Origin of the sequence: Solibacillus merdavium (genome assembly GCF_014836935.1) — a bacterium.
GTDB lineage: Bacteria > Bacillota > Bacilli > Bacillales_A > Planococcaceae > Solibacillus > Solibacillus ferritrahens.
The window spans coordinates 23,367-48,627 of sequence record NZ_JACSPW010000008.1; the positions used below are offsets into that span (position 1 = coordinate 23,367).

The 25,261-nt window shown below is 34.7% G+C and carries 33 protein-coding genes, 1 pseudogene and 1 riboswitch; of the genes and pseudogenes, 3 read left to right on the forward strand and 31 right to left on the reverse strand.

Features of this window, described 5'->3' with window-relative positions:
- Positions 1-47: 47 nt before the first annotated feature.
- The 5 genes from H9632_RS09665 to H9632_RS09685 all read right to left on the reverse strand — a co-directional run bounded on the left by H9632_RS09665 (position 48) and on the right by H9632_RS09685 (position 3,283).
- Complete coding sequence (locus H9632_RS09665) at positions 48-602, reverse strand: GNAT family N-acetyltransferase (RefSeq protein WP_191703904.1); 555 nt, start codon at positions 600-602, stop codon at positions 48-50.
- Positions 603-766: 164 nt separating this feature from the next.
- Positions 767-1,177 (reverse strand): GNAT family N-acetyltransferase, encoded by a 411-nt coding sequence (locus H9632_RS09670; protein WP_191703905.1) that lies wholly within the window; start codon positions 1,175-1,177, stop codon positions 767-769.
- Between the two features lie 142 nt (positions 1,178-1,319).
- Positions 1,320-2,006, reverse strand: coding sequence for a DUF3600 domain-containing protein (locus H9632_RS09675; RefSeq protein WP_191703906.1), 687 nt, complete (start codon positions 2,004-2,006; stop codon positions 1,320-1,322).
- Positions 1,996-2,523 carry a sigma-70 family RNA polymerase sigma factor gene (locus H9632_RS09680; protein WP_191703907.1) on the reverse strand — a complete coding sequence of 176 codons (528 nt, stop codon included), beginning with the start codon at positions 2,521-2,523 and terminating at the stop codon, positions 1,996-1,998. The genes H9632_RS09675 and H9632_RS09680 overlap by 11 nt, the downstream gene beginning before the upstream one ends.
- 283 nt (positions 2,524-2,806) lie before the next feature.
- Positions 2,807-3,283, reverse strand: a complete 477-nt coding sequence (locus H9632_RS09685; protein ID WP_191703908.1) for a DinB family protein — start codon at positions 3,281-3,283, stop codon at positions 2,807-2,809.
- 246 nt (positions 3,284-3,529) lie between these two features.
- Here H9632_RS09685 and H9632_RS09690 point away from each other — a divergent pair, with 246 nt between their 5' ends.
- Complete coding sequence (locus H9632_RS09690; protein ID WP_191703909.1) at positions 3,530-4,165, forward strand: hypothetical protein; 636 nt, start codon at positions 3,530-3,532, stop codon at positions 4,163-4,165.
- 355 nt (positions 4,166-4,520) lie between these two features.
- Here the strand turns inward: H9632_RS09690 and H9632_RS09695 are convergent, their stop codons facing one another.
- From H9632_RS09695 to H9632_RS09755, 13 genes and pseudogenes are all read right to left on the reverse strand, one after another.
- The gene (locus H9632_RS09695) at positions 4,521-4,832 is read right to left on the reverse strand and encodes a hypothetical protein (RefSeq protein WP_191703910.1); all 312 of its coding nucleotides are present in this window, start codon (positions 4,830-4,832) and stop codon (positions 4,521-4,523) included.
- A gap of 172 nt (positions 4,833-5,004) precedes the next feature.
- Positions 5,005-5,568, reverse strand: coding sequence for a signal peptidase I (lepB, locus tag H9632_RS09700; protein ID WP_404829018.1), 564 nt, complete (start codon positions 5,566-5,568; stop codon positions 5,005-5,007).
- 65 nt (positions 5,569-5,633) lie between these two features.
- A pseudogene (locus H9632_RS09705) lies at positions 5,634-5,927 on the reverse strand (hypothetical protein).
- 28 nt (positions 5,928-5,955) lie between these two features.
- Positions 5,956-6,315: a nuclear transport factor 2 family protein gene (locus tag H9632_RS09710; protein WP_191703912.1), complete on the reverse strand. Its 360-nt coding sequence runs from the start codon at positions 6,313-6,315 to the stop codon at positions 5,956-5,958.
- Between the two features lie 44 nt (positions 6,316-6,359).
- Positions 6,360-6,848 carry a YjdJ family protein gene (locus tag H9632_RS09715; protein ID WP_191703913.1) on the reverse strand — a complete coding sequence of 163 codons (489 nt, stop codon included), beginning with the start codon at positions 6,846-6,848 and terminating at the stop codon, positions 6,360-6,362.
- Positions 6,849-6,968: 120 nt separating this feature from the next.
- The gene (locus H9632_RS09720) at positions 6,969-7,838 is read right to left on the reverse strand and encodes a hypothetical protein (protein ID WP_191703914.1); all 870 of its coding nucleotides are present in this window, start codon (positions 7,836-7,838) and stop codon (positions 6,969-6,971) included.
- A 283-nt stretch (positions 7,839-8,121) separates the two neighbouring features.
- Positions 8,122-9,417 carry an NCS2 family permease gene (locus H9632_RS09725; RefSeq protein ID WP_191703915.1) on the reverse strand — a complete coding sequence of 432 codons (1,296 nt, stop codon included), beginning with the start codon at positions 9,415-9,417 and terminating at the stop codon, positions 8,122-8,124.
- 146 nt (positions 9,418-9,563) lie between these two features.
- Positions 9,564-9,663: riboswitch (purine riboswitch) on the reverse strand.
- A gap of 216 nt (positions 9,664-9,879) precedes the next feature.
- Positions 9,880-10,248: an NUDIX domain-containing protein gene (locus tag H9632_RS09730; RefSeq protein ID WP_225223776.1), complete on the reverse strand. Its 369-nt coding sequence runs from the start codon at positions 10,246-10,248 to the stop codon at positions 9,880-9,882.
- A 119-nt stretch (positions 10,249-10,367) separates the two neighbouring features.
- Positions 10,368-10,991 carry a histidine phosphatase family protein gene (locus H9632_RS09735; RefSeq protein WP_191703916.1) on the reverse strand — a complete coding sequence of 208 codons (624 nt, stop codon included), beginning with the start codon at positions 10,989-10,991 and terminating at the stop codon, positions 10,368-10,370.
- Between the two features lie 132 nt (positions 10,992-11,123).
- Positions 11,124-11,843 (reverse strand): N-acetyltransferase, encoded by a 720-nt coding sequence (locus tag H9632_RS09740; RefSeq protein WP_191703917.1) that lies wholly within the window; start codon positions 11,841-11,843, stop codon positions 11,124-11,126.
- Between the two features lie 126 nt (positions 11,844-11,969).
- The gene (locus tag H9632_RS09745) at positions 11,970-12,131 is read right to left on the reverse strand and encodes a hypothetical protein (RefSeq protein ID WP_191703918.1); all 162 of its coding nucleotides are present in this window, start codon (positions 12,129-12,131) and stop codon (positions 11,970-11,972) included.
- Positions 12,132-12,357: 226 nt separating this feature from the next.
- The gene (locus H9632_RS09750; protein ID WP_191703919.1) at positions 12,358-13,251 is read right to left on the reverse strand and encodes an SDR family oxidoreductase; all 894 of its coding nucleotides are present in this window, start codon (positions 13,249-13,251) and stop codon (positions 12,358-12,360) included.
- A 199-nt stretch (positions 13,252-13,450) separates the two neighbouring features.
- The gene (locus H9632_RS09755; protein ID WP_191703920.1) at positions 13,451-15,067 is read right to left on the reverse strand and encodes a thiamine pyrophosphate-binding protein; all 1,617 of its coding nucleotides are present in this window, start codon (positions 15,065-15,067) and stop codon (positions 13,451-13,453) included.
- A 171-nt stretch (positions 15,068-15,238) separates the two neighbouring features.
- On the opposite strand from H9632_RS09755, the gene H9632_RS09760 reads away from it, so the two are divergent.
- Positions 15,239-15,886 carry a DUF421 domain-containing protein gene (locus H9632_RS09760; protein WP_191703921.1) on the forward strand — a complete coding sequence of 216 codons (648 nt, stop codon included), beginning with the start codon at positions 15,239-15,241 and terminating at the stop codon, positions 15,884-15,886.
- An 81-nt stretch (positions 15,887-15,967) separates the two neighbouring features.
- On the opposite strand, the gene H9632_RS09765 is transcribed toward H9632_RS09760, so the two are convergent.
- The 6 genes from H9632_RS09765 to H9632_RS09790 form a co-directional block, all read right to left on the reverse strand.
- The gene (locus H9632_RS09765) at positions 15,968-16,768 is read right to left on the reverse strand and encodes a CPBP family intramembrane glutamic endopeptidase (RefSeq protein WP_191703922.1); all 801 of its coding nucleotides are present in this window, start codon (positions 16,766-16,768) and stop codon (positions 15,968-15,970) included.
- Between the two features lie 57 nt (positions 16,769-16,825).
- Positions 16,826-17,650, reverse strand: a complete 825-nt coding sequence (locus H9632_RS09770) for an inositol monophosphatase family protein (RefSeq protein ID WP_191703923.1) — start codon at positions 17,648-17,650, stop codon at positions 16,826-16,828.
- A gap of 18 nt (positions 17,651-17,668) precedes the next feature.
- Entirely contained in the window at positions 17,669-18,046 is a 378-nt protein-coding gene (locus tag H9632_RS09775) for a cupin domain-containing protein (protein WP_191703924.1), read from the reverse strand.
- Positions 18,047-18,096: 50 nt separating this feature from the next.
- Positions 18,097-18,654: a hypothetical protein gene (locus H9632_RS09780; protein ID WP_191703925.1), complete on the reverse strand. Its 558-nt coding sequence runs from the start codon at positions 18,652-18,654 to the stop codon at positions 18,097-18,099.
- A 70-nt stretch (positions 18,655-18,724) separates the two neighbouring features.
- A complete protein-coding gene (locus H9632_RS09785) occupies positions 18,725-19,060 on the reverse strand; it encodes a hypothetical protein (protein WP_191703926.1) in 336 nt (111 codons plus the stop codon).
- A 277-nt stretch (positions 19,061-19,337) separates the two neighbouring features.
- Positions 19,338-19,772, reverse strand: a complete 435-nt coding sequence (locus tag H9632_RS09790) for a DMT family transporter (protein WP_191703927.1) — start codon at positions 19,770-19,772, stop codon at positions 19,338-19,340.
- Between the two features lie 153 nt (positions 19,773-19,925).
- Here H9632_RS09790 and H9632_RS19075 point away from each other — a divergent pair, with 153 nt between their 5' ends.
- The gene (locus tag H9632_RS19075; RefSeq protein ID WP_191703928.1) at positions 19,926-20,549 is read left to right on the forward strand and encodes a phosphatase PAP2 family protein; all 624 of its coding nucleotides are present in this window, start codon (positions 19,926-19,928) and stop codon (positions 20,547-20,549) included.
- Between the two features lie 95 nt (positions 20,550-20,644).
- Here the strand turns inward: H9632_RS19075 and H9632_RS09800 are convergent, their stop codons facing one another.
- The 7 genes from H9632_RS09800 to H9632_RS09830 all read right to left on the reverse strand — a co-directional run bounded on the left by H9632_RS09800 (position 20,645) and on the right by H9632_RS09830 (position 25,252).
- Positions 20,645-21,055, reverse strand: coding sequence for a hypothetical protein (locus H9632_RS09800; RefSeq protein ID WP_191703929.1), 411 nt, complete (start codon positions 21,053-21,055; stop codon positions 20,645-20,647).
- Positions 21,056-21,121: 66 nt separating this feature from the next.
- Positions 21,122-21,436, reverse strand: a complete 315-nt coding sequence (locus H9632_RS09805) for a hypothetical protein (protein WP_191703930.1) — start codon at positions 21,434-21,436, stop codon at positions 21,122-21,124.
- Between the two features lie 212 nt (positions 21,437-21,648).
- A complete protein-coding gene (locus tag H9632_RS09810) occupies positions 21,649-22,221 on the reverse strand; it encodes a dihydrofolate reductase family protein (protein WP_191703931.1) in 573 nt (190 codons plus the stop codon).
- Between the two features lie 42 nt (positions 22,222-22,263).
- The gene (locus tag H9632_RS09815; protein WP_191703932.1) at positions 22,264-22,776 is read right to left on the reverse strand and encodes a GNAT family N-acetyltransferase; all 513 of its coding nucleotides are present in this window, start codon (positions 22,774-22,776) and stop codon (positions 22,264-22,266) included.
- 143 nt (positions 22,777-22,919) lie between these two features.
- On the reverse strand, positions 22,920-23,708 hold the full coding sequence (locus H9632_RS09820) for a sulfite exporter TauE/SafE family protein (protein ID WP_191703933.1): 789 nt from the start codon (positions 23,706-23,708) through the stop codon (positions 22,920-22,922).
- A 60-nt stretch (positions 23,709-23,768) separates the two neighbouring features.
- Complete coding sequence (locus H9632_RS09825; RefSeq protein ID WP_191699911.1) at positions 23,769-23,996, reverse strand: sulfurtransferase TusA family protein; 228 nt, start codon at positions 23,994-23,996, stop codon at positions 23,769-23,771.
- A 128-nt stretch (positions 23,997-24,124) separates the two neighbouring features.
- Positions 24,125-25,252 (reverse strand): MBL fold metallo-hydrolase, encoded by a 1,128-nt coding sequence (locus H9632_RS09830; protein ID WP_191703934.1) that lies wholly within the window; start codon positions 25,250-25,252, stop codon positions 24,125-24,127.
- Positions 25,253-25,261: the final 9 nt, after the last annotated feature.

Below are 25,261 nucleotides of genomic sequence, written 5' to 3' on the forward strand. Positions count from 1 at the left end.
ATGAATCGTTCCAACTAATTAAATCCCCTTTTTATAGTAAAGCATATTTAGTTTTTATTAATATAGTAAATTAGATTATCAGTCCATTCGCCAAACTCATAAATAAAACCTTTTCTTATGCATTCAAATTGCAACCCAACACTTTCCGCTAATTTTATCGAAGCTGTATTATCGAGATTTATGTGTGCTTCTATACGATGATAATTCAGCTTGTCAAAAGCTAGATAAATCGCTGCTTTTACAGCTTCCTTTCCATATCCTTGCCTCCAAAATTGGTTATGAATCGTGTAACCAAATCTTGCCCATTGAAAGTCATCTCTCATAATTGTAGAAAAATCGATTGAACCAATATGAGTAGTATCTTCTTTCAGGAAAACCCCAAAAACATATGCATTATCTTCTAGAGCCATTCTTTGATGATTATTTACCAAATCTTCAAACCATTCTTTTGTACAAATACTCATATCAATTCTTCCTTCATCGTATTTATGTTGTGAAGGATACCTATTTTCAAACTCAGATAACCACGTATTATAATCATTTCCTTCAAGTGGTCTAATTACCAGTCTTTCTGTTTCTATATGAAGATTAAAATTTCCCAAAAAAACACCTCTTTTATAATGTGAAATTCTTTCTGTTTATAAAAGTAATCCCTGTAGATTTTAACATAAATTTTCCATATATTTTCAAATTATTAATAAAAATGAGCGCTGACTCTAATATAGAATCGCGCCCAATAAATTAAAATATATTATACAGGTACATATCAATCCAATTTAGCAAAAGAGACTAAAGTGCCTTGATCGCATGAAATAAATCCATTTTTCTCATAAAAGTGCCGAACGTCTGGTGCTTCTTCTGTTAACAAAACTTTTTGTCTAACACTTTTATATTTATTAAGAACATGTTGCATAAGCAATGTTGCAATTCCCTGATTTTGATATGCATTTAATACGAGTATATCTTGAATATAGATAATTGTTAGTCCATCACCAACAACACGAACTAAGCCAAGTAGCTTTTCTTCCTGCCAAACTGAGATGACATCTAGTGATTGTAAACAAGCATGCTGCAATAAATCCAAATCGTTGGTATACGCGTACCATTCTACATCTTCATATAAATCCTTCAACTGGCTGATGGGAATGTTTTTTTCGTCATTTATTTTAAACTTCATTTTTATCCTCCTAAAATATTATTTAGAAGAATTTTTTCGTAACTTTTCCATAGGTATGACCACCTTTTCTTAAATTCCTAATATTATAATCTGAAAGTAATTAATTATCAATATAATCATTATTGAAAAGTGATGAACCCAGTTAATTTACCCTTTGTTTTTCATTTACATATTCCAGAACATTTCGAGCATTTATAAACTCTTCCCGTAAATCTATTGGGACCATCTCGATTTCCGGTGGTGATGAGACGCCGGTTTTAGCCATAACCGTTTCATATGTTATTAAAGCCTGAATGTATTGTTCAAATTCTTCAGCTGTCAAAACCTCTTTACTAGATAGTTCATCGTTTAATTTATCAAAGTAAGGTTGGATGTCATAGAGGGCTGCTTTAATTTCCTCCAGATTTTCACTAGGGACTTGAGAATAATCGATATTTCCATTTTTATCGCCAAATTCAAGTTTTGCATTTGTAATTACATATAGTACTTCTTTAAATTGTTCGTATTGCTCTTTTCCTAAGTTACCTTTTGCTTGAGATAATTTGGCATCAAATAATAAATAACTTTTCATTGTGATATTTGCGATATGCTTTTTCACGTTATCGAACGAACCATATAAATCATCCGCAAGTAACGACTGATACGCAAATGCTCCTGTAGGTACCATTAAACAAGCTGCAATGACGGTAATAGCTATACGCTTTTTCACAAAACGTTTCACTGTTCCACCCATTTCCGATTTAGCTTCCTGGATACCTTTCTTACTTCTTTCATGAAGTTGAAATGGGATTTCAATTTTTTCTATTTCTTGTTTAAAATTATTTTCCATAGTTCTCTACCTCCTTTAAATTTTGGCGAAGTTTATTTAAGGCACGGTACAATATTGACTTTGCGGTTCCAAGTGGGATTTCTAAAATCTCCGAAATTTCCTTTAACGTCCGGTCATTATAATACTTTAGTAAAATCACGCTTTTCTCATCTTCATGCAAAGTATCCATAAGTTCTCGTAAAGATAAAGAAGTTTCTATATCTTCTACTTCCGCCCCTGTATGTACTTCAAATTGAGGAATTAGTTGAACCACTTTTTTATTTTTATCTATTACGTTCAGTGCACAATTAATCGTAATTTTCATAAGCCATGTCTTGAAATATTCCGGTTCATTTAAAGTGCTAATTTTTTTAAATGACTGATAAGCTACTTCTTGAACGACGTCTAAAGCGTCATTTTTATTTTTCACATAGACATAGGCCATTCGATAAATATCTGCTTCATATTGTTGGAAAAGCTCTAAATACGCTTTGTCATTTCCTTTTTGAGCTTTTTTTACTAAGCGTCCAATATTCATCGCAATTCCTCCTTTCATTTTTGTCTTACACTTATTAGACAAACAAGAAGAGCATTTGGCTTAAAAATTTACCAATTATTTTTCAAATTCAAATTTCCCTCCATCATTGCATGAAAAAAGACGCCTCTCTTATTACAGAAAAGTGTCCGCTACTAATTAAGATTCCTATTTATTCTTATCTATATAAAATATTGAAATTCACTATCAGCATTAATGATAGCAACAAATACAACTTGGTCTATTTGCCACTATATTTTTTTACTGTGATATATTTCATACTCTTTCACTCCTCATCCACCTTGTTTAAAGTAAATTTCATTTGGTTTATGTGATGGATATCGTGTTCCATTAATCCTTTTAAATATTCATAAAGTGTTAAAGTAGAATCCTTAATCTGCAGTTTAATCAACCATTTCTCTTCAGGTATTTGGTTTAACTGATTTAATAAGTCTTCCCGAATGCGTATACATTTTTCAAATGTTTTTTCAATCGTCTCAGTTCTAGCAATAAATGAAGAATGAATGTTAAAGTCCTCGGCACTTGGAGCTTTCGGTAAGCTTTTACCTGCTAATAAATATGGAATTCTGTGTTGTAAAACAAATTCATCCCAAGGGTAAAAATGACCAACTATTTCGATGATGGACCATTTTCTTTCTCCAATTGGTTTTCTTAGTAGACATTCATCTAAGGTTTTCATTCTTTGCAAAAATAGAAGAAAGTTTTGATGATGCTCTATTATTTCTGATTTTTCTCTTTGCAATTATGCCACCTCGATTTTATCGAATTAAATTTTATGAAGGGCCTCTCCCTCATTCTTGAAAAATATTACATAACCAAATTTTAACATAAACTTTCCGAGTATTTTAAATATGTTTCCAATATAATACGGAGCAGCACCCATTTAATCACCTATAGATTTATAGAATAAAATATGGTTTTTTAGAAATCATACTTTATAATGGCCTTATAAATACCCAAAAAATGTTAGTTAATAATTGGAGATAAAATGAAAAATACTAGAGTTCTCTCTTATATAGTTCTTAGTTTTCTATTGCTGTATGGCTGTGCCGGGGATGACAAAAAGCCAGTTTCTTCCGCTAATGACATGGGAAAAATACATCCAGCCAAAGAAACAAAAAAGGAATTATTAGCACTGTCTGAAGAAATACTTTCGCTGTTAAAAGAGTCTGATTTTGAAAAAATCTCTGAAATGGTTGATCCAGAACATGGCGTCACTTTTGCTTTTTATGCTGATTTTGGTAATCCCGCTGGCTATGGAGGGCAATATGTAAATTTATCAAAAAAGGAAATAAGTGAAAATAATGATACAAAGTATTTGTGGGGAATGGATGAATCAGAAAAAGAAATTGAAATGTCCTTAAATGAATATGTTCAACAAATGCTATTACAAAGTTGGGGAATGGAAGAAGTAGAATATAGTATCATTACTTTTAATGAACCTGCAGAGAATTTTGCAGGTGTATTCAATACCATTCATCAATATTATCCGGATGCCAAATACGTGGAATACCATTCGCCGGGAATTAATGAGCATTCATTCCAATCATTGCGGTTCATTTACCAAGAAAGAGGAGGAAGATGGTACCTTATCGGAATAGCCCGTGATGTAGCTACTTTATAAGAAATTTTAAAACCAAATATTAGTTTTGGATGTGTATTGATTTAGGACTGGTTCAGTTCATTCATTAACCGGAAATAACAGGTTCTTTAAATGAATATTTAGGGGAATGTCCAAATCAGATGTCCCCCTATTTTTACCATAAAGAGACAATATTATTTAACAAAGCCTAAAATATAAATAACAATTCGAACAAAAAAATAAATTATTCCTACAAAAATTAACAACCCCCAAATAATCGGAAATAATAACGAAAAGACCAACTTCTCAAGACTTTATTGAGAAGTTGGTCTTTTTAAAGAGTGCTACAATTGCACCCGTTAATTTTAAATAACCATTTATCGCTATACTAGATACTTTATTTATATAATTTTTTTATTACCCGAACGATATATTTTGCAGCAAAGTATGAAAAAGGAATACCTAGTAACATTGTAATGTTAAACGTAAAATAACTGAACCAAAATAAATTTGACAAGTATGCACAAAATTTAAAGTATGGTATAAAAACGATTACCATTAAAGCTATAAAGCCCGCTTGTCTCATCATTAATCTATTTTCTTTAATATTCAGTTCTTCCTTCCGTTTTTCATCCATACATAATTCCACATTTGTATTCCCCACTTCATCTGATTCTATTTCCTTTATCTTTTCATGTAGTTTCTCCATTTCCGTACCCCCATAACTACTTTCCAACATTTTAACATAAATATCCAATTCCCTGCTATGGGTCACGTGTTGAATGGGGATAAGTTAAGCTGCGCGAACTATCCAATTTAAAAGTACAAAAAAACTGTGTCAAAAAATCTGGCATTACCAGATTTAACACAGCTTTTTTGTATTATTTTATTAACTTTAATTTATCTAATGGAAAGAAAACAATATTTGTTGTACCTATTATTTTATCCTTTGAAACAAAACCAACGTTTGGGTCTCTACTATCTATACTTTTCCGACGATTATCTCCTAGCACAAAAAGGTATCCATCTGGAACGATTGCCTCACCTAAATACTCTTCCATTGTAAAATCTTCAGTGAGTGTACCATTGTCCATCAACGCCTTTTTATATTCCTCTAAATAAGGTTCTTCATATTTCTTACCGTTAATAAAAAGTTCATCGTTTTTATAGGCAATGTGATCACCAGGAATACCGATAATACGCTTGATATAATTTGTATCTTCCTTTGCTTCAAATACAATCACATCAAATCGGTTATACTCTGTTAATTTTGGCCCAATCTTATTTACGATTACTTTGTCCCCGTCTTCAACTGTTGGCATCATAGAAGCACCATCCACCACAATAGGTGTTAATATGAACATCCGAATTCCCACGGCAAATAAAAGTGCGATCCCGATCACTTTTATCCATTCCAAAAACTCATTTTTTTTGACTGCTTTCAAAGTCATCACATCCTTTCAGCAATATGAATAATCTTTTGAATAACTGTATTAACTTGATCATTGTCTCATATGACAAATAAATAATCCGCTTCATCTTCTGTTGGATTAACTATATCTTCCTTTTCAGCCTGTTGTCTAGCAAGTACTTCCTCAAACTTTGTATATGCTTTGAGATGGAATGCTAAAGTATATTAGGGCCTTGTGTCGGTAGTAAATTCTTATAGTATGTATTAATAAATTCAGCATGGTTATCATTGATCCATCACAAAAGAGTTACTTAACTGTTTTTCCAAAGCATGAGCAAATGTCGTTTTTCCAGAATGGGTTTTACCCACTGTAATAATCGCTAACTTTTTCATAGCCCGTCTCCTTCTTGCAAAGCTAAAGTTAAGAAATAACCTTTGTCCCTTGATGAAAATGCATTTTCCAATGTCCGTCGATTAATTTCCAAATCGAGCTACGTAGTGAATGTTGGTTATTTACTTCATTATAAATTCGGTAGGTCGTTAAAATTATTTCTTCAGATAATGAATGAATTTCAAAATCACTTATTTTCATTCGTACTAAACTTAGTGTCATCTCGCCAATATTCGCATCTTTGTACAATACCTGCCCCGAACTTCCAAATTCAAAAAAAGTTTCTGCAAGCAGATTCGTTAGCTCATCTTTTGATGTCCTGATTTCTGGTTTTAACAATTTTTGCTCTAGTGCAAATAACTGTTCTTTCAACGAAGATTTACACTCCATTTAATACTCACCTTTTTCCGTTCATAGAATTGATATTAGTAAAACTAACTAATTAAGTTAGGACCCGACCCTTTATGTTTGAACTTTCTTAACGATAGTAAAACGGCACCTGCTATAAATAAAAGTCCGCTTATTGAAGTAATCCAGAAGAAAATACTACCTCCAGTCGTTGATGCATTAAAAGTCAAACTACTAAATAATATCATTATAAAACCTATAAATCCCCAAAAACCAATTGCCCATTTAGATTTACTTTTGATGAGATAATAGCCAGTTACACCTAGAATATAAAGTATACTTACTATCATTAAAGTTGGAAATAAAGGTTGAAATTTTACTGCATAAACAAAATAATCAAGTTGGCTAATATCCTGTCCAGCCGTTATCTCTATATTAAACAATTTGGTGAACGGTGTGGAATACTTCCATTCGATTGAATTATTTATAAGTGCACTTCCTTCATACCATGCAATAAAAGTTGCTACCATAAAAGTTAAGATTCCTATTATAATTTGCAGTGCATACTTAAACAACTACACTCCCCCTATATAATTATTTAACAAATCACTGGTAATTTTGACGGAAATAAATAACAAAGGTTCCAGGGATTTTGTCGCTTCAAAATAGACGAAGTAAATAGTTAATTGTTACACTCAATTATTTGGTAAATATTTTTTATATTGATCCCATACTTCCAAATATTCCGGCAAATCATGTGGGTGCACTTTAATACATATCCCTATACGTGTATATAATTGAAAAATCACTTCATCTAAAAGTCTTTCTTCGGTATAGCTAAGATCACTGTTCCACATCTCAAACAATGTAAGCAATGTATTCAAATCTAGATTGTCTGGTGATGAACAAAATGCATATGTAAAATCATAAATTTTCGGTCCAATTATTGGTGAAGGATCAATCACACCTTTTAATTGGTTATTTAAATAAACAAAATTATGTACACCAGTATCTCCATGTAAATAATATTTTTCTTCCAAATGGCTATATCCTTTTAACTTATTTACTAAAAGTTCTACCCTTTTATGATCATCTAATGAAAGAACCTTTCCTATATTTTGCTGCGCATATTCCAGACTACTTTGATTAAAATCAGACCAACTGCTTTTAGAAGTACCGTTTATTCTTCCCCAAGGGGTATCTTCATCTACCTTCCTATATTTATCAAATAGTTGCTTTATTAAAATTGTCATCCAGTCTATTTTAGAGCCTCGATTAAAATGTGTTTCTCCTGCAATATAGTCATACACAATAAATTGTTCTTCTGGATCTGTGTAAATAATATTAGGAAGTAAGTTCGTATCACTATAAGCCGTAAGAAATTGTTGCGTCGGCTTTATAATATTTGCTGTATCCATTTTTACCACATATGTTGGTTTTTTATTGACAAGTAGTAAATATAAAATGCTATTTGTAGTACCGCTATTAAGATTTTCTGCCTTTAAATCTGTACTAATTAAATAATTACTTTTTAATAAATTTATAATTTTATTAATTTTTTCCACATTTGAGCCCTCTTCTGCTAATTAATATCGTGCCTGATAGTTATATTCTTTCCTAAATATTAAAATCCTTTTATTTTGAATTGAAATGATTTTTATGTTTAAAAGAAGTTATGAAGGTTTAGGGGTGGAGAAAGACTACACGTAGCTAACTGTTGAGGTAGTCTCCGTAAAGCTAAAAAAAGGATAGATGTATGCAGGAGTTATTCCTGTTCATCTATCCGTACTTTTTTCTTCTATATTTGTAACGAAACCTTTAATTATTTAGCGCTTTTTATTCTCTTTCCTAAACGATAAACGCAAAGTATGAAATGAATAATAAACAAAGCACGTACATTATTGGATGCACTTCTTTAGAACGCTTTTGTGCGATTAAACAAAGTGGATATAGAACAAAACCTAATCCGATTCCGATAACCACACTAGAAGTTAGCGGCATCATAATAATTGTTAAAAATGAAGGAATTACGATTTCTAACTTCGTCCAGTTGATTCTACGGATTTCCATAGCCATTAGTGCACCTACAATAATTAATGCAGCTGATGTCACTTCTACTGAAATAACACTAACAAGTGGCGAGAAGAATAAAGCAACAACAAAACAAGCAGCAATGACTACAGATGTAAAGCCGGTTTTCCCTCCGACAGCAATACCTGCAGAAGATTCAACGCTTGTCGCAGGTGTTGATGTACCTAAAATAGCACCAATTACCCCCGCTGCAGAATCGGCAAGTAAACCTTTACCGATATTCGGAATTTTATTGTCCTTCATCATGCCTGCTTGACTCGTTAATCCAATTAATGCACCCGCTGTATCAAAGAAGGCTACAATTAGAAACGTGAAAATAACTGTAAGGATTTCTGGCGTGAAAATCTCATCTAAATGACCAAACACAACACCAAATGTCGGTTCAAGGCTTGGGATACTACCAACAATTGAAGATGGTACTTCGATTTTACCGAACAGCATACCTACAATTGTAGTAATGACCATAGCGTAGAAAATACCGCCGTTAATGCCTTTTACTAACATAATGATCGTAAGGAAAATACCTAGAATTGCTAATAACGTCATCGGTGAAGTTAAATCACCAATCTTAACAAATGTGTCTGGATCTGCTTGCACAATGCCACCATTTTTTAATCCGATAAAAGTGATGAAAAATCCAATACCAGCAGCGATTGCGAACTTTAAATCACTTGGAATAATGTTAATAATTTTTTCGCGAATTTTAAATAAACTTAAAATCAAGAAGATGATTCCGGCAACAAATACACCTGTTAAAGTGACTTGCCAATCAATACCCATTCCAATACATACTGTGAATGTAAAGAATGAGTTTAATCCCATACTCGGTGCAATAGCGATTGGAAAGTTCGCAAGTAAGCCCATAAGTAGTGTTCCGATAATTGCAGTAAGCGCAGTTGCAGTAAATACAGCACCACTATCCATCCCGGATTGACTTAGAATAATTGGATTTACCACTAATATATAAGCTATCGATAAGAAGGTTGTTATTCCTGCGAGTGATTCCTGCTTATAGGAAGTGTTCCGTTCTGCAAATTTAAAAAAGTTTCTCATGTTGTAATCTCCTATTTGCCAAAGTTAAGAATGAACGGAAATCATTCTGATGTTAGTATTCAGCTATTGCATTTTTCTATTAATAAAAAAAAAACTTTGACCACAATCGGCCAAAGTTTTTTCTACAATAAAGCGGAATAAAAAATCAATAATTTCCCATTCCTTGTAGTCAGCTAATATCGGTAGCTGGTAGAAACTTTCAAGCCGTCTTCTTGAATTTATACAAGGTAAATCTATTCTTTTTTAAAACAATAGGAGAATAATATCAAGTATAATTTAAAAGGTCAATAGTATATATTGGAATAAGTTTTACCCTTAACGGATGTAAAAATATTCTAAAAAGAGCGAAAAATCAAGTAATATTAAATCTATAAAAAAATGCAATGAAATCTCTTAAGACTTATGTAGGATAAAATTGTTAAAAGTAAAATTCTGTGAGCACAAAAGCCGGTAAGAACTATCTTAATTTATAAAATCGAATATTTTTAAATCTATTTCATCTATTGGACCAATCTTTTGTTCTAAGTCCCATAATCGAATTTCGAATGTCTCATTATTTTTCTGAAATGGTTGGAGTTTTTCAAGAGTAGTAAAGTAGACAGGATTATACTTAATTTCATTATTTATTACGTTTTTTACTTTTAACAAACCTTTAAATTCTATATCCAGAACTATTTGACCAGTTTCTTCGTAAAGTTCTCTTATTGCACAATCATTTGGTGTTTCATCCATCTCCCTTTTCCCGGCTGGTAATTCCCATTGTTTTCTTAAAGTGTTATAACATAAAAGATATTTGTCATCACATTTAATTACAGCATATGATCCAGCCAATCGGTGATAGGTATATATTTCTGTCTCTTTTACAACAAGGAATTCAGAAATTGAAAGCCATTATCCTTTGCGCATTCCAATTATTTCCCCCCATCTTTTTAACCAATCTCACTCAAATGTTATGAAATAGTGACTTTATCTAAATGCGCTATGTCCCCTTCAGATAAAATACAATATTCTCCATTTTTTATTTCCATTATTGAAAGACTTGTGTCGTGTATAAATGGTGGTGCCCATAAATCTGTAATGTTCCTTCCTTTTGCATGCATTAATAAAGATTTTAGAATAACAGAATGAGTAATAACCAATATATTTCCAGATTCATGTTCTGAAATAATGTAATTTAATACATTAATAGCCCTGTTTGTAAGCTGCTCAAAGGTCTCACCACCAGCTGGTTCATAAAGGGCTGGTTTCTTCCCAAAATTTTTATATTGCTCAGGGTATGAAACCTTTATTTCTTCATGAGTTTTACCCTCCCATTCACCCAAATACATTTCTCTCAAGTTTTCATTCGTACTAATTGGTAAATTTCTTTCCCCAATAATTAATTTAGCTGTTTCAATTGTTCTTTCACTGGTACTTGAATAAGCAGCAACAAATTCTACCCCTTCTAACCTTTTTCCTAATGCAATTGCGTTATTAACCCCTTGCTCAGTTAACGCTGAATCTTTCCAGCCTTGCATCCTTTTTTGAATATTCCACTCTGTTTGACCATGTCTCACTAAATATAATCTAAGCAATGTGTGTTCCCCCGCTCTATACTTTCTCTAAAATCGCTTGTACATTAAGTTATAGCAGCCAAGAAATGTTGGTTTCTCAGCATTTTTCAACTACTTGTGTATCCCTAAACTGCATATGCCTCCCCTAAAAAATTATAATTTGTTTTTATCTATTTTATAAATCCCTTTCCGATCACGGAGTTCGCATCCATTTTCCTCAAAGATTTTAATCATATAAGAATTACTTACGTCGGTACTGCCGACGTAATAGCTGGCATGGAAATTCTTGAGTAATGCGAGAGTAATTTTATGAATAGTTCTTCCCAGGCCTTGCCCTCTTAAATTCGGCACTACGCCGAAGTAAAACAATCTTCCTTCGTCATCTGTCCCCATTTCAATATGAGGAATACTTATCCCTATTAAAGTTTCATTCTTCGTGAAATAATAGCAATACTTGCGCCACTCAGGTCCCAACTCATTTTTAATAGAATGCATAACTTGATCAATGGGCTGCTTTATATTTTTATTGGCAGAACCCATTCGACATAGATCATACAATTCCGCATATTCTCGGTCATCCATTATTCCTTCAGAAAGTGAATGCCAAACAATTTGATCATCTATTTGTGGTAAATCTTCAAGTTTCCTTGTGTACTCGACAATACTGGAAATCTTGCTGAACTTTTTTTGAAGCAGCCAGCTTTCAAAATGTTCATCCATCAGTAAAGATAAATAGCCAATCCCCAGATGATCCCATTCCTCCAGGATTTTTGTGAATTGATGTATGTATTCTTCTTTTGGAATATCCTCTTTATTGATTTGATCAACAAGCCAATATTTCGGATCGTTTTTGATGATATTGAATAAGTTCAATTTGTTGCTCCCCCTAATACACCAGTTTAAGAATTTTTTTGATATGCTCTTCATTTTCTTCTATACCAACTTGCCTACTCAAATATTTATTCAGTCTAAGAATTTCTGGAAAAGTAGAAATCAACGTTAATTGTCAAAGGTTCCTCTTGCTAATGAACCCGCTAAGTAAATTGCTAAAACATCCGAATCAGATGTTAAGTCTTTTAAAGCATTTCCCAATAAAATATCTCGATGATTTGGTAATAATGTATCACTTTCTAGATGTCTGTTTTCAAGTCCCATACACATCAACTAGCTCCTTTTCTACTTTTGAAGATTCTTTATAAGTTGGGTTAAATCCTTAACGCCTACCACACCTCTTTCTAGGGAAGCCAAAGAATTTCATTAATATAATAAATTCCACAAAAAAGGCATTAATCCTTGTTGGATTAACGCCCTTTTGTTGAAGCAGAAAAAAGTAGCACTATTTTTCCTACTATTTATTAAGATTTTTTACTGTGTCTTACAATTAAGATTACAAGTCTATTGACTCGCCACCTGTTACTCCATAAATTTGACCAGTAATATAACTTCCTTCATCAGAAGCTAGAAGAACATATACCGGTGCAAGTTCTACCGGCTGTCCAGCACGACCAAGTGGAGAGTTTTGGCCAAACTCAGGGATACTACCTTCCAATTGTCCGTTATCTAACTGAAGCGGTGTCCAAATTGGTCCTGGTGCCACCCCATTAACACGTACTCCTTTAGAAGCAAAGTATGAGGAGAGCGTTACCGTAAAGTTACTGATTGCACCTTTTGTAGAGGCATAATCTAGTAATTGTGTGGACGGATTAAATGATTGAACCGATGTCGTTGTAATAATGGCACTACCTGGTTCTAGATACTCTTCAGCTGCTTTAACCGTCTCAAACATACTGATAATGTTTACTTTGAAAGTATCCTCCACTTGTTTGATTGTTATTTCACTTAGGGAAGGTTGTGCAATTTGCTGCGCCGCATTTAATACGAGCGTGTCCAAACCGCCAAAAGCTTCCACTGTTTTTGTTACAATTTCAGTCGCTGCGCCATCTTCTCGCAGATCATAAGGTAGCAGTAATGCTTTTTTGCCTTCTTTTTCAATTAATTCTTTCACTTCATTAGCATCCTTTTCTTCACCAGGGAAGAACTGGATCGCTACATTTGCCCCTTCACGTGCATAGGCAATAGCAGCGGCACGGCCAATTCCGGAATCACCACCTGTAATCAAGGCGTTGCGCCCTTCTAGGCGATTGTGACCTTTATAAGATTGTTCTCCGCAATCAGGTTTTGGGCTCATATCTTTTTGGAGCGCTGGAGTGTTCTGTTCTTGATCCGGGAAGTTTCCTGTATGATATTTCTTACGTGGATCTGTTAGATGTGTGTTTCCCATCAAAAATCATCTCCTAATCTAGTTTTGATAGTAAGGAAAAATCTGAAAACCTATTCCTTTACTAATTTGTGTTACATTCCTTTGAATACCCTGTGTTCATTCACTTTAAACAGCTAAAAGCTATCCTACGCATTGTATTGAAATAGATAATATCTCTAATAAGTGAAGTGGTGACCATCCATTCGATCACCACCTCTTTTTAGTTTGTTTCTGGGAAAAATACCTGGGCTGTACGAACATCTACCAGTGTAGGCGCATTTGTATTAAGTGCCTCTTCCATTACCGATTCCAGTTCAGAATCTGAAGCGGGGCGTAGTCCTTTCCAACCGCAAGCTTCTGCCAATTTCACAAAATCTGGGTTGGTTAAATCTACCCCTACTTCTTCCTTCTCAGCTACTTTTAATTTGTCTCTTTCCATTTGCAGACTCTCATTATTTAACACAACGACCGTAATATTGAGTCCATATCGGGTAGCTGTCAATAAATCAGCAAGTACCATTTGTAGTCCTCCGTCACCGACAATTGCCACTACTTGTTTTTCAGGTTGGATAAGCTTGGCTGCCATTGCAGCTGGAAGTCCAAAACCTAGTGTCCGCCAGTAGCCAGAGAATAAAACAGATTGCCCCTTTTGTCGGAAGTTCCGATTCGTCCACACTGTATTATCTCCTGTATCCAGTGCAAGAATGGCATCCGGTGCCACTGTTCTGTCCAAGGCGTGCATAATTCGGGAAGGATGGACAGGATAACCAGAAGTACTACCTTCCTTCTCATTTTGCTCCGCCCATTTTTCTTTAACTTTCTTGCAACGGATTACCCAATCTTCAGAACGGGAGAATTCTTGCATGCTCTCCAATAAGAATGGTACAACTTCTTCTGTTTTCCCCATGATGCCAAGCTCAGTTGGAATTTCTTTTACAAACTTATCGAATTGGCGGTCAATCTGAATAATCCTTGCATTAGTTGGCACATACCCTTCTGGCCACCAAGTTGTGCCCGCAAGAAGTACTACATCTGAGTCTTTAAATAAATCCGCAGCATAAGGATTACCGCCTTCGCCTATACCTTGCAGAACGAGCTCTGAAGATTCATTAAATAAGCCTTTGCCACCTAAGCTTGTCAGAATTCCAGCTCCCCACAAATCTGCTAATTTTTCCAACTCCTCTGATACGGACGTGGCGCCTAAGCCTGCTAGAATCATTGGCTGCTTGGCTGTTTTCATTATTCCGATTGCGTGTTCCAAGCTTTCTTTCGTGAAGTTGGAAGCCCCTTCTATTACATTAGGCAATGGACGCGGCTCCCCTTTAGCCGGCATCATGAAAATGTCCTTCGGTATGGATAGATGTGTGACTACACGCTGTCCAAGTGATGTTCTTGCCGCTTTTTGCAGAACCTCAATCGTCGCATCTGGATTTGCCAGATTAGCAGAATAAGCAGCAAAGGGCTTCATTAGCTCCTGTTGGTCAATATATTGTGGATATTCCGTCCCGATTTTATCGCTTTGGGCCTGTCCCGTAATGGCGAGTACAGGTGCTCTATCTGCATGTGCATCACCAAGCCCATTTAAAAGGTTAGCTGCACCAGGTCCCATCGTCGCGGTGCATACCCCAAGCCCGCCCGTCAGTTTTGCTTCTGCAGACGCCATAAAAGCAGCTGTCGACTCATGCTTAACAGCAATGTATTGTATTTTATTCTGCTTAGCCAGTGCATCTATGAGTCCGAAAGTAGTATCTCCCACTACCCCGTATATCCGTTTAACGCCAAACATAGATAGTTGGTCCAGCATCAATTCACCAACTGTTCTCTCTTTATTATCCATAAAATATGAACCTCCTTGATAGATTTTCTAACTTGCCAGTTAGAGAGCCTATTTATATTTTTCGGTCATATTTAATTACTTTCCCAAAATAGCGAGAGTTAACCTTTGTTTTTTAATTGCTTAAAGGAAGTTTTTCTAGGGTATTCAAAGATGATAAAGGAGTGAAGAGGATTGATAACAACGATTATCATTAAAGTCATTGTCGGATATTTAGCTCTTATGCTAGTCATCCGCTTGTTAGGGAATAAGGAACTCTCTGAAGTTACCCCTTTCGACTTTGTCTTTATCATTATTCTCGGTGGAATACTTACGAGTGCTATTTATGATGATAAGGTTAGTATTTGGGTTATTCTTATCACTATTGGAGCATGGACTGTACTTAACGTTATAGTCAATTTCCTTGTCCGGATGTTTGAAAAACTGCGCCCGGTCATTAAAGGGGAACCAGCCATTGTCGTTAATAATGGCTGCATTGAGATTAAAGAATTACAAAAAAAGAGAATTGATCCCGAACAGCTTCGTTCCTTATTGCGACAGCAAGGGGTTTTTACTCTTAGAGAGGTGAAATATGCTCTTTTAGAGCCTGGCGGACAAATTAGTATAATGAAAAAGGAATCAGCCAAGGAGAATTCAAGTAATGTTTTGTCCCATCTTCTTGTTGATAAAGGTAGTGTAAAAGAAAAGGCCCTGGATAAAATAGGGAAAGATGAGCAATGGGTCATTAAGTCATTAAAAGATGAAGGCTATGAAAACCTCAAGAAAATATATTATGCTGAATGGGATGAGGAAAATGGATTTTTAGTTCAGACTTATGATTAGCGCTTATAGAGATGCTTATTTCAGCTAATATTAAAGGACATAACTTATTTGGTGATAAAGTTATGTCCTTTATTGATATTTTTATATAAAAAAAGAGTAAATCAACATAAGTAAATTCATGGAAATATGTGCAAACATATGTGCAAGCATGGCAAGCTCCAGATTGTGCTTCCAATAAATCCACCCAAAGAACAAGCCGGCAAAACCATTCAAGAAAATCATTCGGAACCAAATGAATGCTGTCATTTCTGTTGCATTTGCGGTTGCGCCATAATGACCTAATGCAAATAATAATGTGCTAACAAAGATGGCAATGATAAAGATCCAGTTAGCAGGTTTTACTGATTTTCGATCAAATAGTTTCCATAGGATATAAACTAGCAAACTCATAACCCCAAACCGGATTAGTAGTTCTTCAACAATCCCTCCGTAGAGTATTGCGGTCATAAATTCTGAAGCATTATAAGGTCGTAATAATTCTTTAATACTTTCTGTTAAGAACGGTTCTAAAAGATAATCGAATCCTCTTATAACGACACCTGCAATCGAACCTAATATTATGGCTAGTTTAATCCCTTTTATCCACTCTGCCTTTGACTTTTCTCTAGCATTCGGATGAATAATTACAGATTTTAACCCAACTTTATGAGCAGTGAAAAATCCAATAACAAGAGCAATTATTAATAAAATATAATTGGGGATTACGGAGATTAACGCTAACAATTTAGGTTGTACAGAAATCCCCATCATTTCACGTAATTGTTCTAATTGGATCGGGTTTGCCGTTAATGTCGATAATGCCAGAAGATATAAGGGAAACATTGCAATAATTCCAATAAAGAGATAAATTAATAGACCTTTAACACTTCTTTGCTGTGTCATATCCAACCTCCCTGTTTTAAAAATGGTTATCTAATAGCACCAAATAGTCCATATTTTTTAAATAATATGCAGCGATTCTGTAGAACTATTTAATCCTTTTCGAACTATATCTAAGAAGTAATCCTTATTGTCTGGATGGCAAGCAATCAAGTAAGGTTCATTGCTCATGCCTGTGAAGTCATTTCCTTCAAAGTCAATGACAATTCCCCCCGCTTCTTTTACCATCAGTATGCCGGAATACAAGTCATCCCCTTCAGAGTTATAAAGAATAATTCCGTCTATATCGCCTTTTGCAAGCATACACCACTGCAGAGTAGGAGCCCAGAGCCTCATCATCCTTTTACAATTCACATCGATATATTGTCGTAATATTACAGCCTTTTCATCATTCTGCACTTTGTGACCTTGTATCCAAGCAATCGTAAACTTTTTCGGATGATCTCTCTTCATAACTTTTAATGCTGTATCATTACAAAATGAACCACCGTTTACACTAGATATAAATAACCGATCTACCATAGGTTCATAGATAACACCAAGAACCGGTTCGTGTTTATATAATAGCGTTATAGAAGAAGTAAATACAGGTAGCCCAATAGCAAAATTATTCGTTCCGTCCAATGGGTCCACTTGCCATAACCACTCACTTTGTAAGCCATTATCCCCTGCTTCTTCACTATGTATTTTATGATCAGGAAAAGCACTAGTTAATGAGTTTAATATTACAGCTTCAGCTAAATGATCTACTTCAGTTATTATATCCCCAAAATCATCTTTTTCTTCCATACTCGTAACGTTACCAAAACGGTCTTTTGCTATATTCCCAGCATCTATTACAGCCTTAGTTGCTACTACCCGCGCTTTATTTAATAATTCCTCCATATGAATCTCCTTTTGGCATTAAGAATTCAAACTTTTACTATCGTACTTTAGGGGCATAAATAAACCAGGAGTCAATTCCTCACTTTGAATGACTATAGCCGTTAACCCCGCATCCGTTTTCGTTTCGTGCCATTCGTCTTTCTCCCAAAAAACAGCATCCCCAGTCGTAACTTTAAAATATTCTTCTTTTTCATTCCGAACATATCCCTCTCCGTTCAAAATTAAGAGGAGTTGAGGAACTACTGCTTTATGATAGCCTACTATTCCATTTTGATCTAAGTGCATACACCCAATGTTCGTTACTTTAGTTGTTTCAATAATACGGGAAATAATAAAATCCGAATTAAATTGTGAAATCTTTTTGCCACTCTCTTTATTAAATTTATAAAATTCCATAATGACCTCCTAAAAATTTATAAAGCTAAATATGACAAACTGAAAAGCCCTTACTTCTTTTCCTGTTCAATAAACCGGACATTATTTTCTTTAGCTATCCTATAAATTTCACTTTTATCTTCCTGTAGATACTGTTTAGTTACAGGAATTCGAAGAGAACTCCCATCAACTGAAGTAAAGATATATTCTTCATGGTTACCGATGTCATCCGCATAAAATTCTAATACTACTTCATCAATTTCAGCCCATTGAAACGTTTTTTCATCGAACAAATGATTTGAAACGACCTGTTCTTTTCCTATATAGGTATAAGTTAAAATCGATAAATAAAAAACAAAGAGGCCACCAGCTATAAAAGCAGTCATGAGGCTATAAGTAAATTTATTCTGTTTAATTATAGGGATCATCAATCCAATAATTAATATTAAACAGGCAGCCATTACTATTCTATAATTTGTACTACCTGGATAGAGTACAATTGTCGATGGATCATAAATAAATGTTTGAACATAAAAAATAGGAAAGATTAGTCCGAAAACAGGTGTACTGATCAGAATTAATATGGCTATTATTGATAAAACTAGACGAGGCGAGTAATTGGTCTTCATTTTAATTCCCCCTTTAATTTAAATAAAGATCTAACATGGTTTCATATAATCACTAAAATTCAACTTGAAATTAGCTAAATGCCCCAAAATAATCTATGAATTTCCCAGTATGTGCATCTAACACAATAGTTGAATTCATTTCAGGTGATTTTATCGACACTTCCCACTGCATTCTATTTAATAATTCATTCCAAAATCCAGATTTTTGCGAAAGATTTACACCGATATTTTCTTCCGGAATTCCTTCCAGCCCATTGAATGATACCGTTCCCCATTCTTCATCAGGATTTAATAAATAATTTTCTGCATGGAATAAAGCTGCGTCTGAACTTAGTACGGGTGATTTATAAAAATATATAAAACAAACAGCGACGGAAACAGCTAAAATTAAAAATATTTTTTTCAAAAGAATACCACCTTACGTTAACTCTTCATTAGCACAATGTCTCCCTTCACTATATCTACGGACAGAAATAAATAAAGTTTCATAAAATTTTACAAAAATGATATTTATAAGGTAATTCATTCAGCGGATTTTCATCCCTTTTTTGTAGGTGAAGGTAGTTATTTAGTACATGACAAAAAAGCCCTATACATCAGATACAGGACCTTTCTAATTATTCTATTTTCAAGATATGTAAGTATAAAATGGAAGCGATTTTCTTCCAAACCACCATTCGTCATTATGCTTTATTAAACAAATATATTCCGACGAACATTAACGTAAGGGCAATGAATTTGGTGGTATTTAGTGGAAATACTTCCCCACCAAAGAGTCCAAAATGATCAATAATTGCACCGACTACAATCTGACCAATAACGACTGCCATAAGGGTTGCGGCAACACCGATAAGGTTGACAGAAAAAATGTTAACGACAATAAATAATGCTCCTAGTAATCCACCAATTAACTGCCATTTTGGTACATTAAATACATTTAAAAAATTTCCTTTCCCAAAAAAGAAAGCTAAAAAGAATAGCGCAACAGCCCCCACCAAGAATGAAGTAGTCGCACCTTCCAATACGCCAACTTTTTTACTTAACTGTGCATTTATCTGACTTTGTATGGCAACTGCCGCACCACCGATCAGTGCTAAAAAAGCGATTATCAATTTCATCCTCAACATTCCTCCATTGTCTATATCATGTTGTTTTCAATTAAACATTTCAATATTCCTTTATAATTTGGAATACCAATACGTGATAAATAATAGTATATTTCATTCAAACTAAGCCATAATAAGATCTATTTCCAGAAATGGAGGACACAAGTGCAGAGGAATAAAAAAATAAACAAAATGCCATATGTGTTAGCAGTTTGTTCTTTCGTTGTATTCTGTATTTTATGGGCTACGTATAAAACTTCATTCATTCAAGCTTTTGACAGTAAAGCATCGGATTTATTATTTGGTAATAAATTTATTACAATGTTTCATTATTTAGGTGAAACTAAGTTTATTTTTGCTGTCACAATCGTTTTATGGATTTTTATTTTGATTCGTAAAAAAGACCTTAAATTGATGGTTTTTGTTATTTTTTCCGTAGGTGGAGGTTATGCATTATATCAGTTATTAAAACGCGTAATTGAACGGCCTCGTCCAGATATTGTGGATCAACTCTCAACTTATAGCTTTCCCTCAGGACATGCAGTGCATGGTTTGCTGTATTTAATCACCATCGCCTATGTATTGAACCGAGTTATCACTTCTAAGAGCGCGTCGTTTATCATTTGGATCATAGCCATCCTATTGGCTATATTAATCGGGCTTTCACGTATAGCAGAGGCTCGTCATTTTGCTTCTGATGTGATAGCAGGCTGGTTACTTGGCTATAGCTGGTTTATCCTTTCCTTATGGTGGCTTAAAAGTGAAAATCCTTATTGGGGAAAAAATTAATTATTACAAAGGGTCCTAATGGATTCCTTTTTATTTATTATTTATAACCTACTTCAAAGTCGATTTTCATTTACTCACAATTAACGGCCTCATCATCATCGCTCTATATGAATAATATCATTTGAAGGTTCAAGAGACTCTTTATCCCCTAAAGAAAAATTAGTTCTTAAACGTTCAATTTCTGCATATTGAACAACCTTACCTTGATTTAAGAAAACCAATAAATAAATATCATCTCTTGATCCAATATTGCTGGGATCCTTGAATTCAACGCCCAACTGCTTTTCAATATCTGCTTGAGATGTATAAGGTTGAAATAAATAAGCGTTCTCCCATTTAAAATCTGTAAAAGTATCTATATAGTGTGCGCTAGTGCTATTATCAGATACCATCATAATCGATGAATGAAGTTTTTCTTCAAGTTCTGTATTTCGTTTTACGCCGCTGTCGTTGCATCCCATTAGTAATAACATGGAAAACAAAACAACACCTATTTGTTTTATCAATATATTAATCTCCTTTTATGAAAATGGACGCTAATTCTTGTTTAAGAACTGCGCCCTTTAATTGAGTTATGGAGCAAAATCCGCTAGACCTGTAAACAATGCAAAAAGCGCTACTATCCAAAAAATAAAGAGCGATGAGGAAAGAATTAAAGACAGTACGGGAATTATTTTTTTCTCCGTTTCTTTTGAAAGCGCCACAAGTGACATTAGGATACCTATAAATGTCAGGAAGTAAGTGATATAATCTCCTGTCATATTTCCAGTGTGGGCCAACCTTGTAGGTGTTACAAAAACGATAAAGAAACATATAATACCAACTAGAAGTGAACTATAGCTTATTAAACTATGCTTCCTTGATACACTTTGTTCGATATTATTCAAATAAACAACCTCCAAATTTTGTAATAAGCTTTATTCTATCTTTTTGGTCACGTTAAGCAAATATCGTTCTTTAATTACATCTTTACTATTCAACTATTATATAATATGCCATTTTAATGAATTTGAATGGGACCTACTCTGAAGACGAGTCGTTTTTCTCATTCAAAACCGTCCCCTGTAAGTTATTCCACTTATCCTCTAGATAATAGATATTATAAATTATCATCCCAATGATAAATGATCTGTACAATACCGGAAGAAAATGTTCTTGTATTCACGACTTTCAAATTTAACCTCTGTTTAATATCAATAAACAACGGTTTGCCTTCTCCCAATACGACGGGATGAATAGATAATCTAAATTCATCAACAAGCCCTAAATTGATAAACGTAGTAATGAGACTTGCCCCGCCGTATAGCCAAATATCTTTACCAGGTTTGTTCTTTAATTTAATTACTTCTTCACGGATGTTATTATTTATAAATATTGCTTGATGACCGGTTACGTTTTGAGTTCTGGAAAACACATATTTCTCTTTGTTATGAACCAAATCCCACATTTCTTTTTCGGTTTCGGATCCCCCTTCTTCTGGAGTATATTGCCCCCATAAGTCGTAACTCTTTCTGCCGTAAAAAATTGTATCAACTTGATTCAAAAAATCATTAAAGTTCATTTCCGGGTCCATAATACACCAATCCACTTCACCGTTTTTCCCTTCAATCAAACCATCTAAAGTAATCGCCAAATCTAAAATTACTCTTCTCTTTGTTTTATTATCTACCATTATCTTTGCTCCTTCTATACCCCATTACTTATTTGTTGCAGCTCACTTCCACTCTTCATCCAAAATAGCGTAATAATACTCATCCCACCATTCATCCCCACTCGGAATACATTTTTTGAAATACCCTTCCCTTCTCATGCCAATCTTCTCCATGACACGGTAAGAGGGTGTATTCTGTGGTTGACAAGTTGCTATAATCCGATGTAATTTCATTTTTTCAAATCCATGCTCTAACATTGCCTTGGCTGATTCTGATGCATACCCTTTGTTATAAAATTTCGGATTAAACACCCACCCAATCTCATATGTATGATCACCAAAATATTTACCAAAAAAGATATGCCCAATCAGAAGATTTTCATCTTTTAATATGACAGCGAATTTTTCAGCTTCTTCCCCCATATTTTGCTGTATAAATTCTTTAACAGCCTCTTCTTTAAAAACACCTTCAGGTATATATTTCATAACTTTGGCATCGGATGTGTATTCATATACAGCTTGTAGATCTTTTAACTCAAATTTCCGTATCAACAATCGTTCGGTTTCAAGGCGCATTACCTAACCCCCACAAATATGACTATTCTTGTTATCATATTTCGACAGATAATTAATGATTACCTTTCAAGTAAGTCTCATTACATAAAAAACCCCCACCAAACGAGTTGGCGAGGATGAATTATAATGGTCTAACTTTAAGTTTATCCTTGTAAAATATCAATCCATATTTTAATTGCTGTTGCACCAATCATGACTGCGAGTAGCCATTGCAATATTTTTACATTCAGTTTTTGCCCTAATTTTGCACCTAGTGGGGCAGCAATAACGCTGGCGATGATCATAATAAAGGCTGGCCAATATTCGACCTGTCCTGTCATCACTTTCCCAATACTGCCTCCGATTGAGGAAATAAAAGTAATGGCCAAACTTGTTGCAATTGTAATGCGTGTAGGGATTTTTAGTACTGTGAGCATAATCGGCACAAGTAAAAATCCGCCTGCTGCACCAACAATCCCTGAACCAATCCCGACAATCAGTGCAAGTGAGCTCGCTAATGGTTTATTAAAGGTAATTACTTTTGTATCTTCAACAGTTTTCCTTGGAATAAACATCATCACCGCTGCAATGCCAGCTAATAAACCATATACGATATTAACGGCATCTTCTGACAAGAATCCCGAGCCATAACTTCCGATAAAGCTACCGATTAAAATTGCGACACCCATATATATGATTAAGTCCTTGTTTAACAATCCACTTTTACGATAAGCCCAAACCCCTGCAATCGAAGCAAATAATACTTGTACAGCACTTATCCCGGAAACTTCATGTGCAGTAAATGCGACTAAACCAAACATTGGCGGAATATAAAGTAACAATGGGTATTTAATAATCGAACCGCCAACACCGAGCATGCCAGAAATAAATGAGCCGATAAACCCGAGTGCAAAAATGACCGCTATAAATGCGAACGATAAATCGATTTCCATATAAATGCCTTCTTTCGAAAAAAATATAGCGAGTAGAACTTTTCTCTACTCGCTATTTTTTTATGCTTTTTGAATGTAGAAGTACAGTACGCCTGCTTCTTCTTTTTGTTCTACGATTGTGTGACCACCAGCACCAGCCCACGCAGTAAAGTCATTTAATGCGCCTTTGTCTGTTACTAATACTTCTAAAATTTCACCTGAATTAATTGTATCGATAGTTTTTTTCGTACGTACGATTGGCATTGGGCAAGCTAAGCCTTTTGCGTCTAAAGTTTTTGCGATATTCATATTGGTTTCCTCTATTCTTAAAATTGATTTTTGTAAGCGATTTTCTTATTTACCGTACAATACGGTTGCTTGCCTCTTGAGCACGAGGCAAGCGTTAGGTATAACATTTTATTTTATTTATGAATGAATTAACGTACTGCGCAACGATTAGGTCCAATCTCCATCTCTGTTTGCTCTTCATCGCTTGGTGTCACTTTCCCCATGTTCACGATACGGATTTCTTGATAAGCATTTGGCTGTGGTGGTAAATTATCTGTTACCATTGAACGGAATACTGCTTCGTCCTCTACATTTAAACCATGGTTTTCAGCGAATAAGTCACCAAGGCGTTTTGCCACTGTACCATCTTCATTCAGCTCTTCAATAATCATGAAGTGTGCTGGTAATACGATTAAGTCCTCTGCTAATGTGCGATAGCGTTTATATAACGTTTCGCGTAAATCACCAACCCAGTCCTCAGCTAAACCAGCTAAGTCCGGACGACCAATTGAATCGATGAATAAAATGTCACCTGTTAATAAATATTTACTATCAATTACGAAAGATGTTGAACCGATTGTGTGACCAGGTGAATATAAAGCGCCTACTTCGATTTGTGATGCACCTAAATGTACTGTTAATCCATCTGTTAAAGGTGTATAGTCAAACACTACTTCTTTCGCATCTTTTGGCGGTAAATAGTACGTTGCACCTGTTGCAGCTGAGATATGACGTCCACCGGAAATGTGATCAGCGTGCAGATGTGTATCGAATACATGCTTAATCTCTACACCTTTTTCTTTTGCAAAGTTTGTGAAAACATCTGTGAAACGGACGGCATCGATAATTGCAGCTTCTCCGCCATTAATCGCCATGTAAGAAAGGCAGCCTTTCCCTAAACGAACGAATTGATATAGTTCACCGCCATCTTTTAAATCCCCTACCTTAATTGGCTCAAGATACATTGACCACGATTTCATACCACCTTGAAGATAAGCCACTGTAAGACCTGCATCTGACAGCATTTCTGCGATCATAATAGAAGAGCCTTCCTTCGCACATACGACTAAAACTTCTTTATCTTTAGAAATCTTCGGTAAAATTTCTTCTACACCATCCAAAAGATCGAAGTAAGGAATATTTAAGTATTCGAATTGATGCCCTTCAATTTTCCAATCGTCAAATGCATCTGTATTACGTACGTCTAAAATAAATAATTCTTTGTTCTCGATTACTTTGCGTGCAACTTGTGCCGCTGTCCAAGCTGTTACTGTCATATCAAGTAC

Bases quoted from the DNA above. Each gene is read 5' to 3' on its own strand.
- H9632_RS09725 (WP_191703915.1), bottom strand. From the start codon at position 9,417: ATGAGAAACTTTTTTAAATTTGCAGAACGGAACACTTCCTATAAGCAG.
- H9632_RS09745 (WP_191703918.1), bottom strand. From the start codon at position 12,131: ATGTGTATGGGACTTGAAAACAGACATCTAGAAAGTGATACATTATTA.
- H9632_RS09815 (WP_191703932.1), bottom strand. From the start codon at position 22,776: ATGCGCCTTGAAACCGAACGATTGTTGATACGGAAATTTGAGTTAAAA.
- H9632_RS09680 (WP_191703907.1), bottom strand. From the start codon at position 2,523: ATGAATATTGGACGCTTAGTAAAAAAAGCTCAAAAAGGAAATGACAAA.
- H9632_RS09830 (WP_191703934.1), bottom strand. From the start codon at position 25,252: ATGACAGTAACAGCTTGGACAGCGGCACAAGTTGCACGCAAAGTAATC.
- H9632_RS09790 (WP_191703927.1), bottom strand. From the start codon at position 19,772: ATGAAATTGATAATCGCTTTTTTAGCACTGATCGGTGGTGCGGCAGTT.
- H9632_RS09775 (WP_191703924.1), bottom strand. From the start codon at position 18,046: ATGGAATTTTATAAATTTAATAAAGAGAGTGGCAAAAAGATTTCACAA.
- H9632_RS09710 (WP_191703912.1), bottom strand. From the start codon at position 6,315: ATGGAGTGTAAATCTTCGTTGAAAGAACAGTTATTTGCACTAGAGCAA.
- H9632_RS09670 (WP_191703905.1), bottom strand. From the start codon at position 1,177: ATGAAGTTTAAAATAAATGACGAAAAAAACATTCCCATCAGCCAGTTG.
- H9632_RS09750 (WP_191703919.1), bottom strand. From the start codon at position 13,251: ATGGGAAACACACATCTAACAGATCCACGTAAGAAATATCATACAGGA.
- H9632_RS09825 (WP_191699911.1), bottom strand. From the start codon at position 23,996: ATGAATATCGCAAAAACTTTAGACGCAAAAGGCTTAGCTTGCCCAATG.
- H9632_RS09690 (WP_191703909.1), top strand. From the start codon at position 3,530: ATGAAAAATACTAGAGTTCTCTCTTATATAGTTCTTAGTTTTCTATTG.
- H9632_RS09820 (WP_191703933.1), bottom strand. From the start codon at position 23,708: ATGGAAATCGATTTATCGTTCGCATTTATAGCGGTCATTTTTGCACTC.
- H9632_RS09810 (WP_191703931.1), bottom strand. From the start codon at position 22,221: ATGGTAGATAATAAAACAAAGAGAAGAGTAATTTTAGATTTGGCGATT.
- H9632_RS09755 (WP_191703920.1), bottom strand. From the start codon at position 15,067: ATGGATAATAAAGAGAGAACAGTTGGTGAATTGATGCTGGACCAACTA.
- H9632_RS09770 (WP_191703923.1), bottom strand. From the start codon at position 17,650: ATGGAGGAATTATTAAATAAAGCGCGGGTAGTAGCAACTAAGGCTGTA.
- H9632_RS09765 (WP_191703922.1), bottom strand. From the start codon at position 16,768: ATGACACAGCAAAGAAGTGTTAAAGGTCTATTAATTTATCTCTTTATT.
- H9632_RS09675 (WP_191703906.1), bottom strand. From the start codon at position 2,006: ATGGAAAATAATTTTAAACAAGAAATAGAAAAAATTGAAATCCCATTT.
- H9632_RS09780 (WP_191703925.1), bottom strand. From the start codon at position 18,654: ATGAAGACCAATTACTCGCCTCGTCTAGTTTTATCAATAATAGCCATA.
- H9632_RS09695 (WP_191703910.1), bottom strand. From the start codon at position 4,832: ATGGAGAAACTACATGAAAAGATAAAGGAAATAGAATCAGATGAAGTG.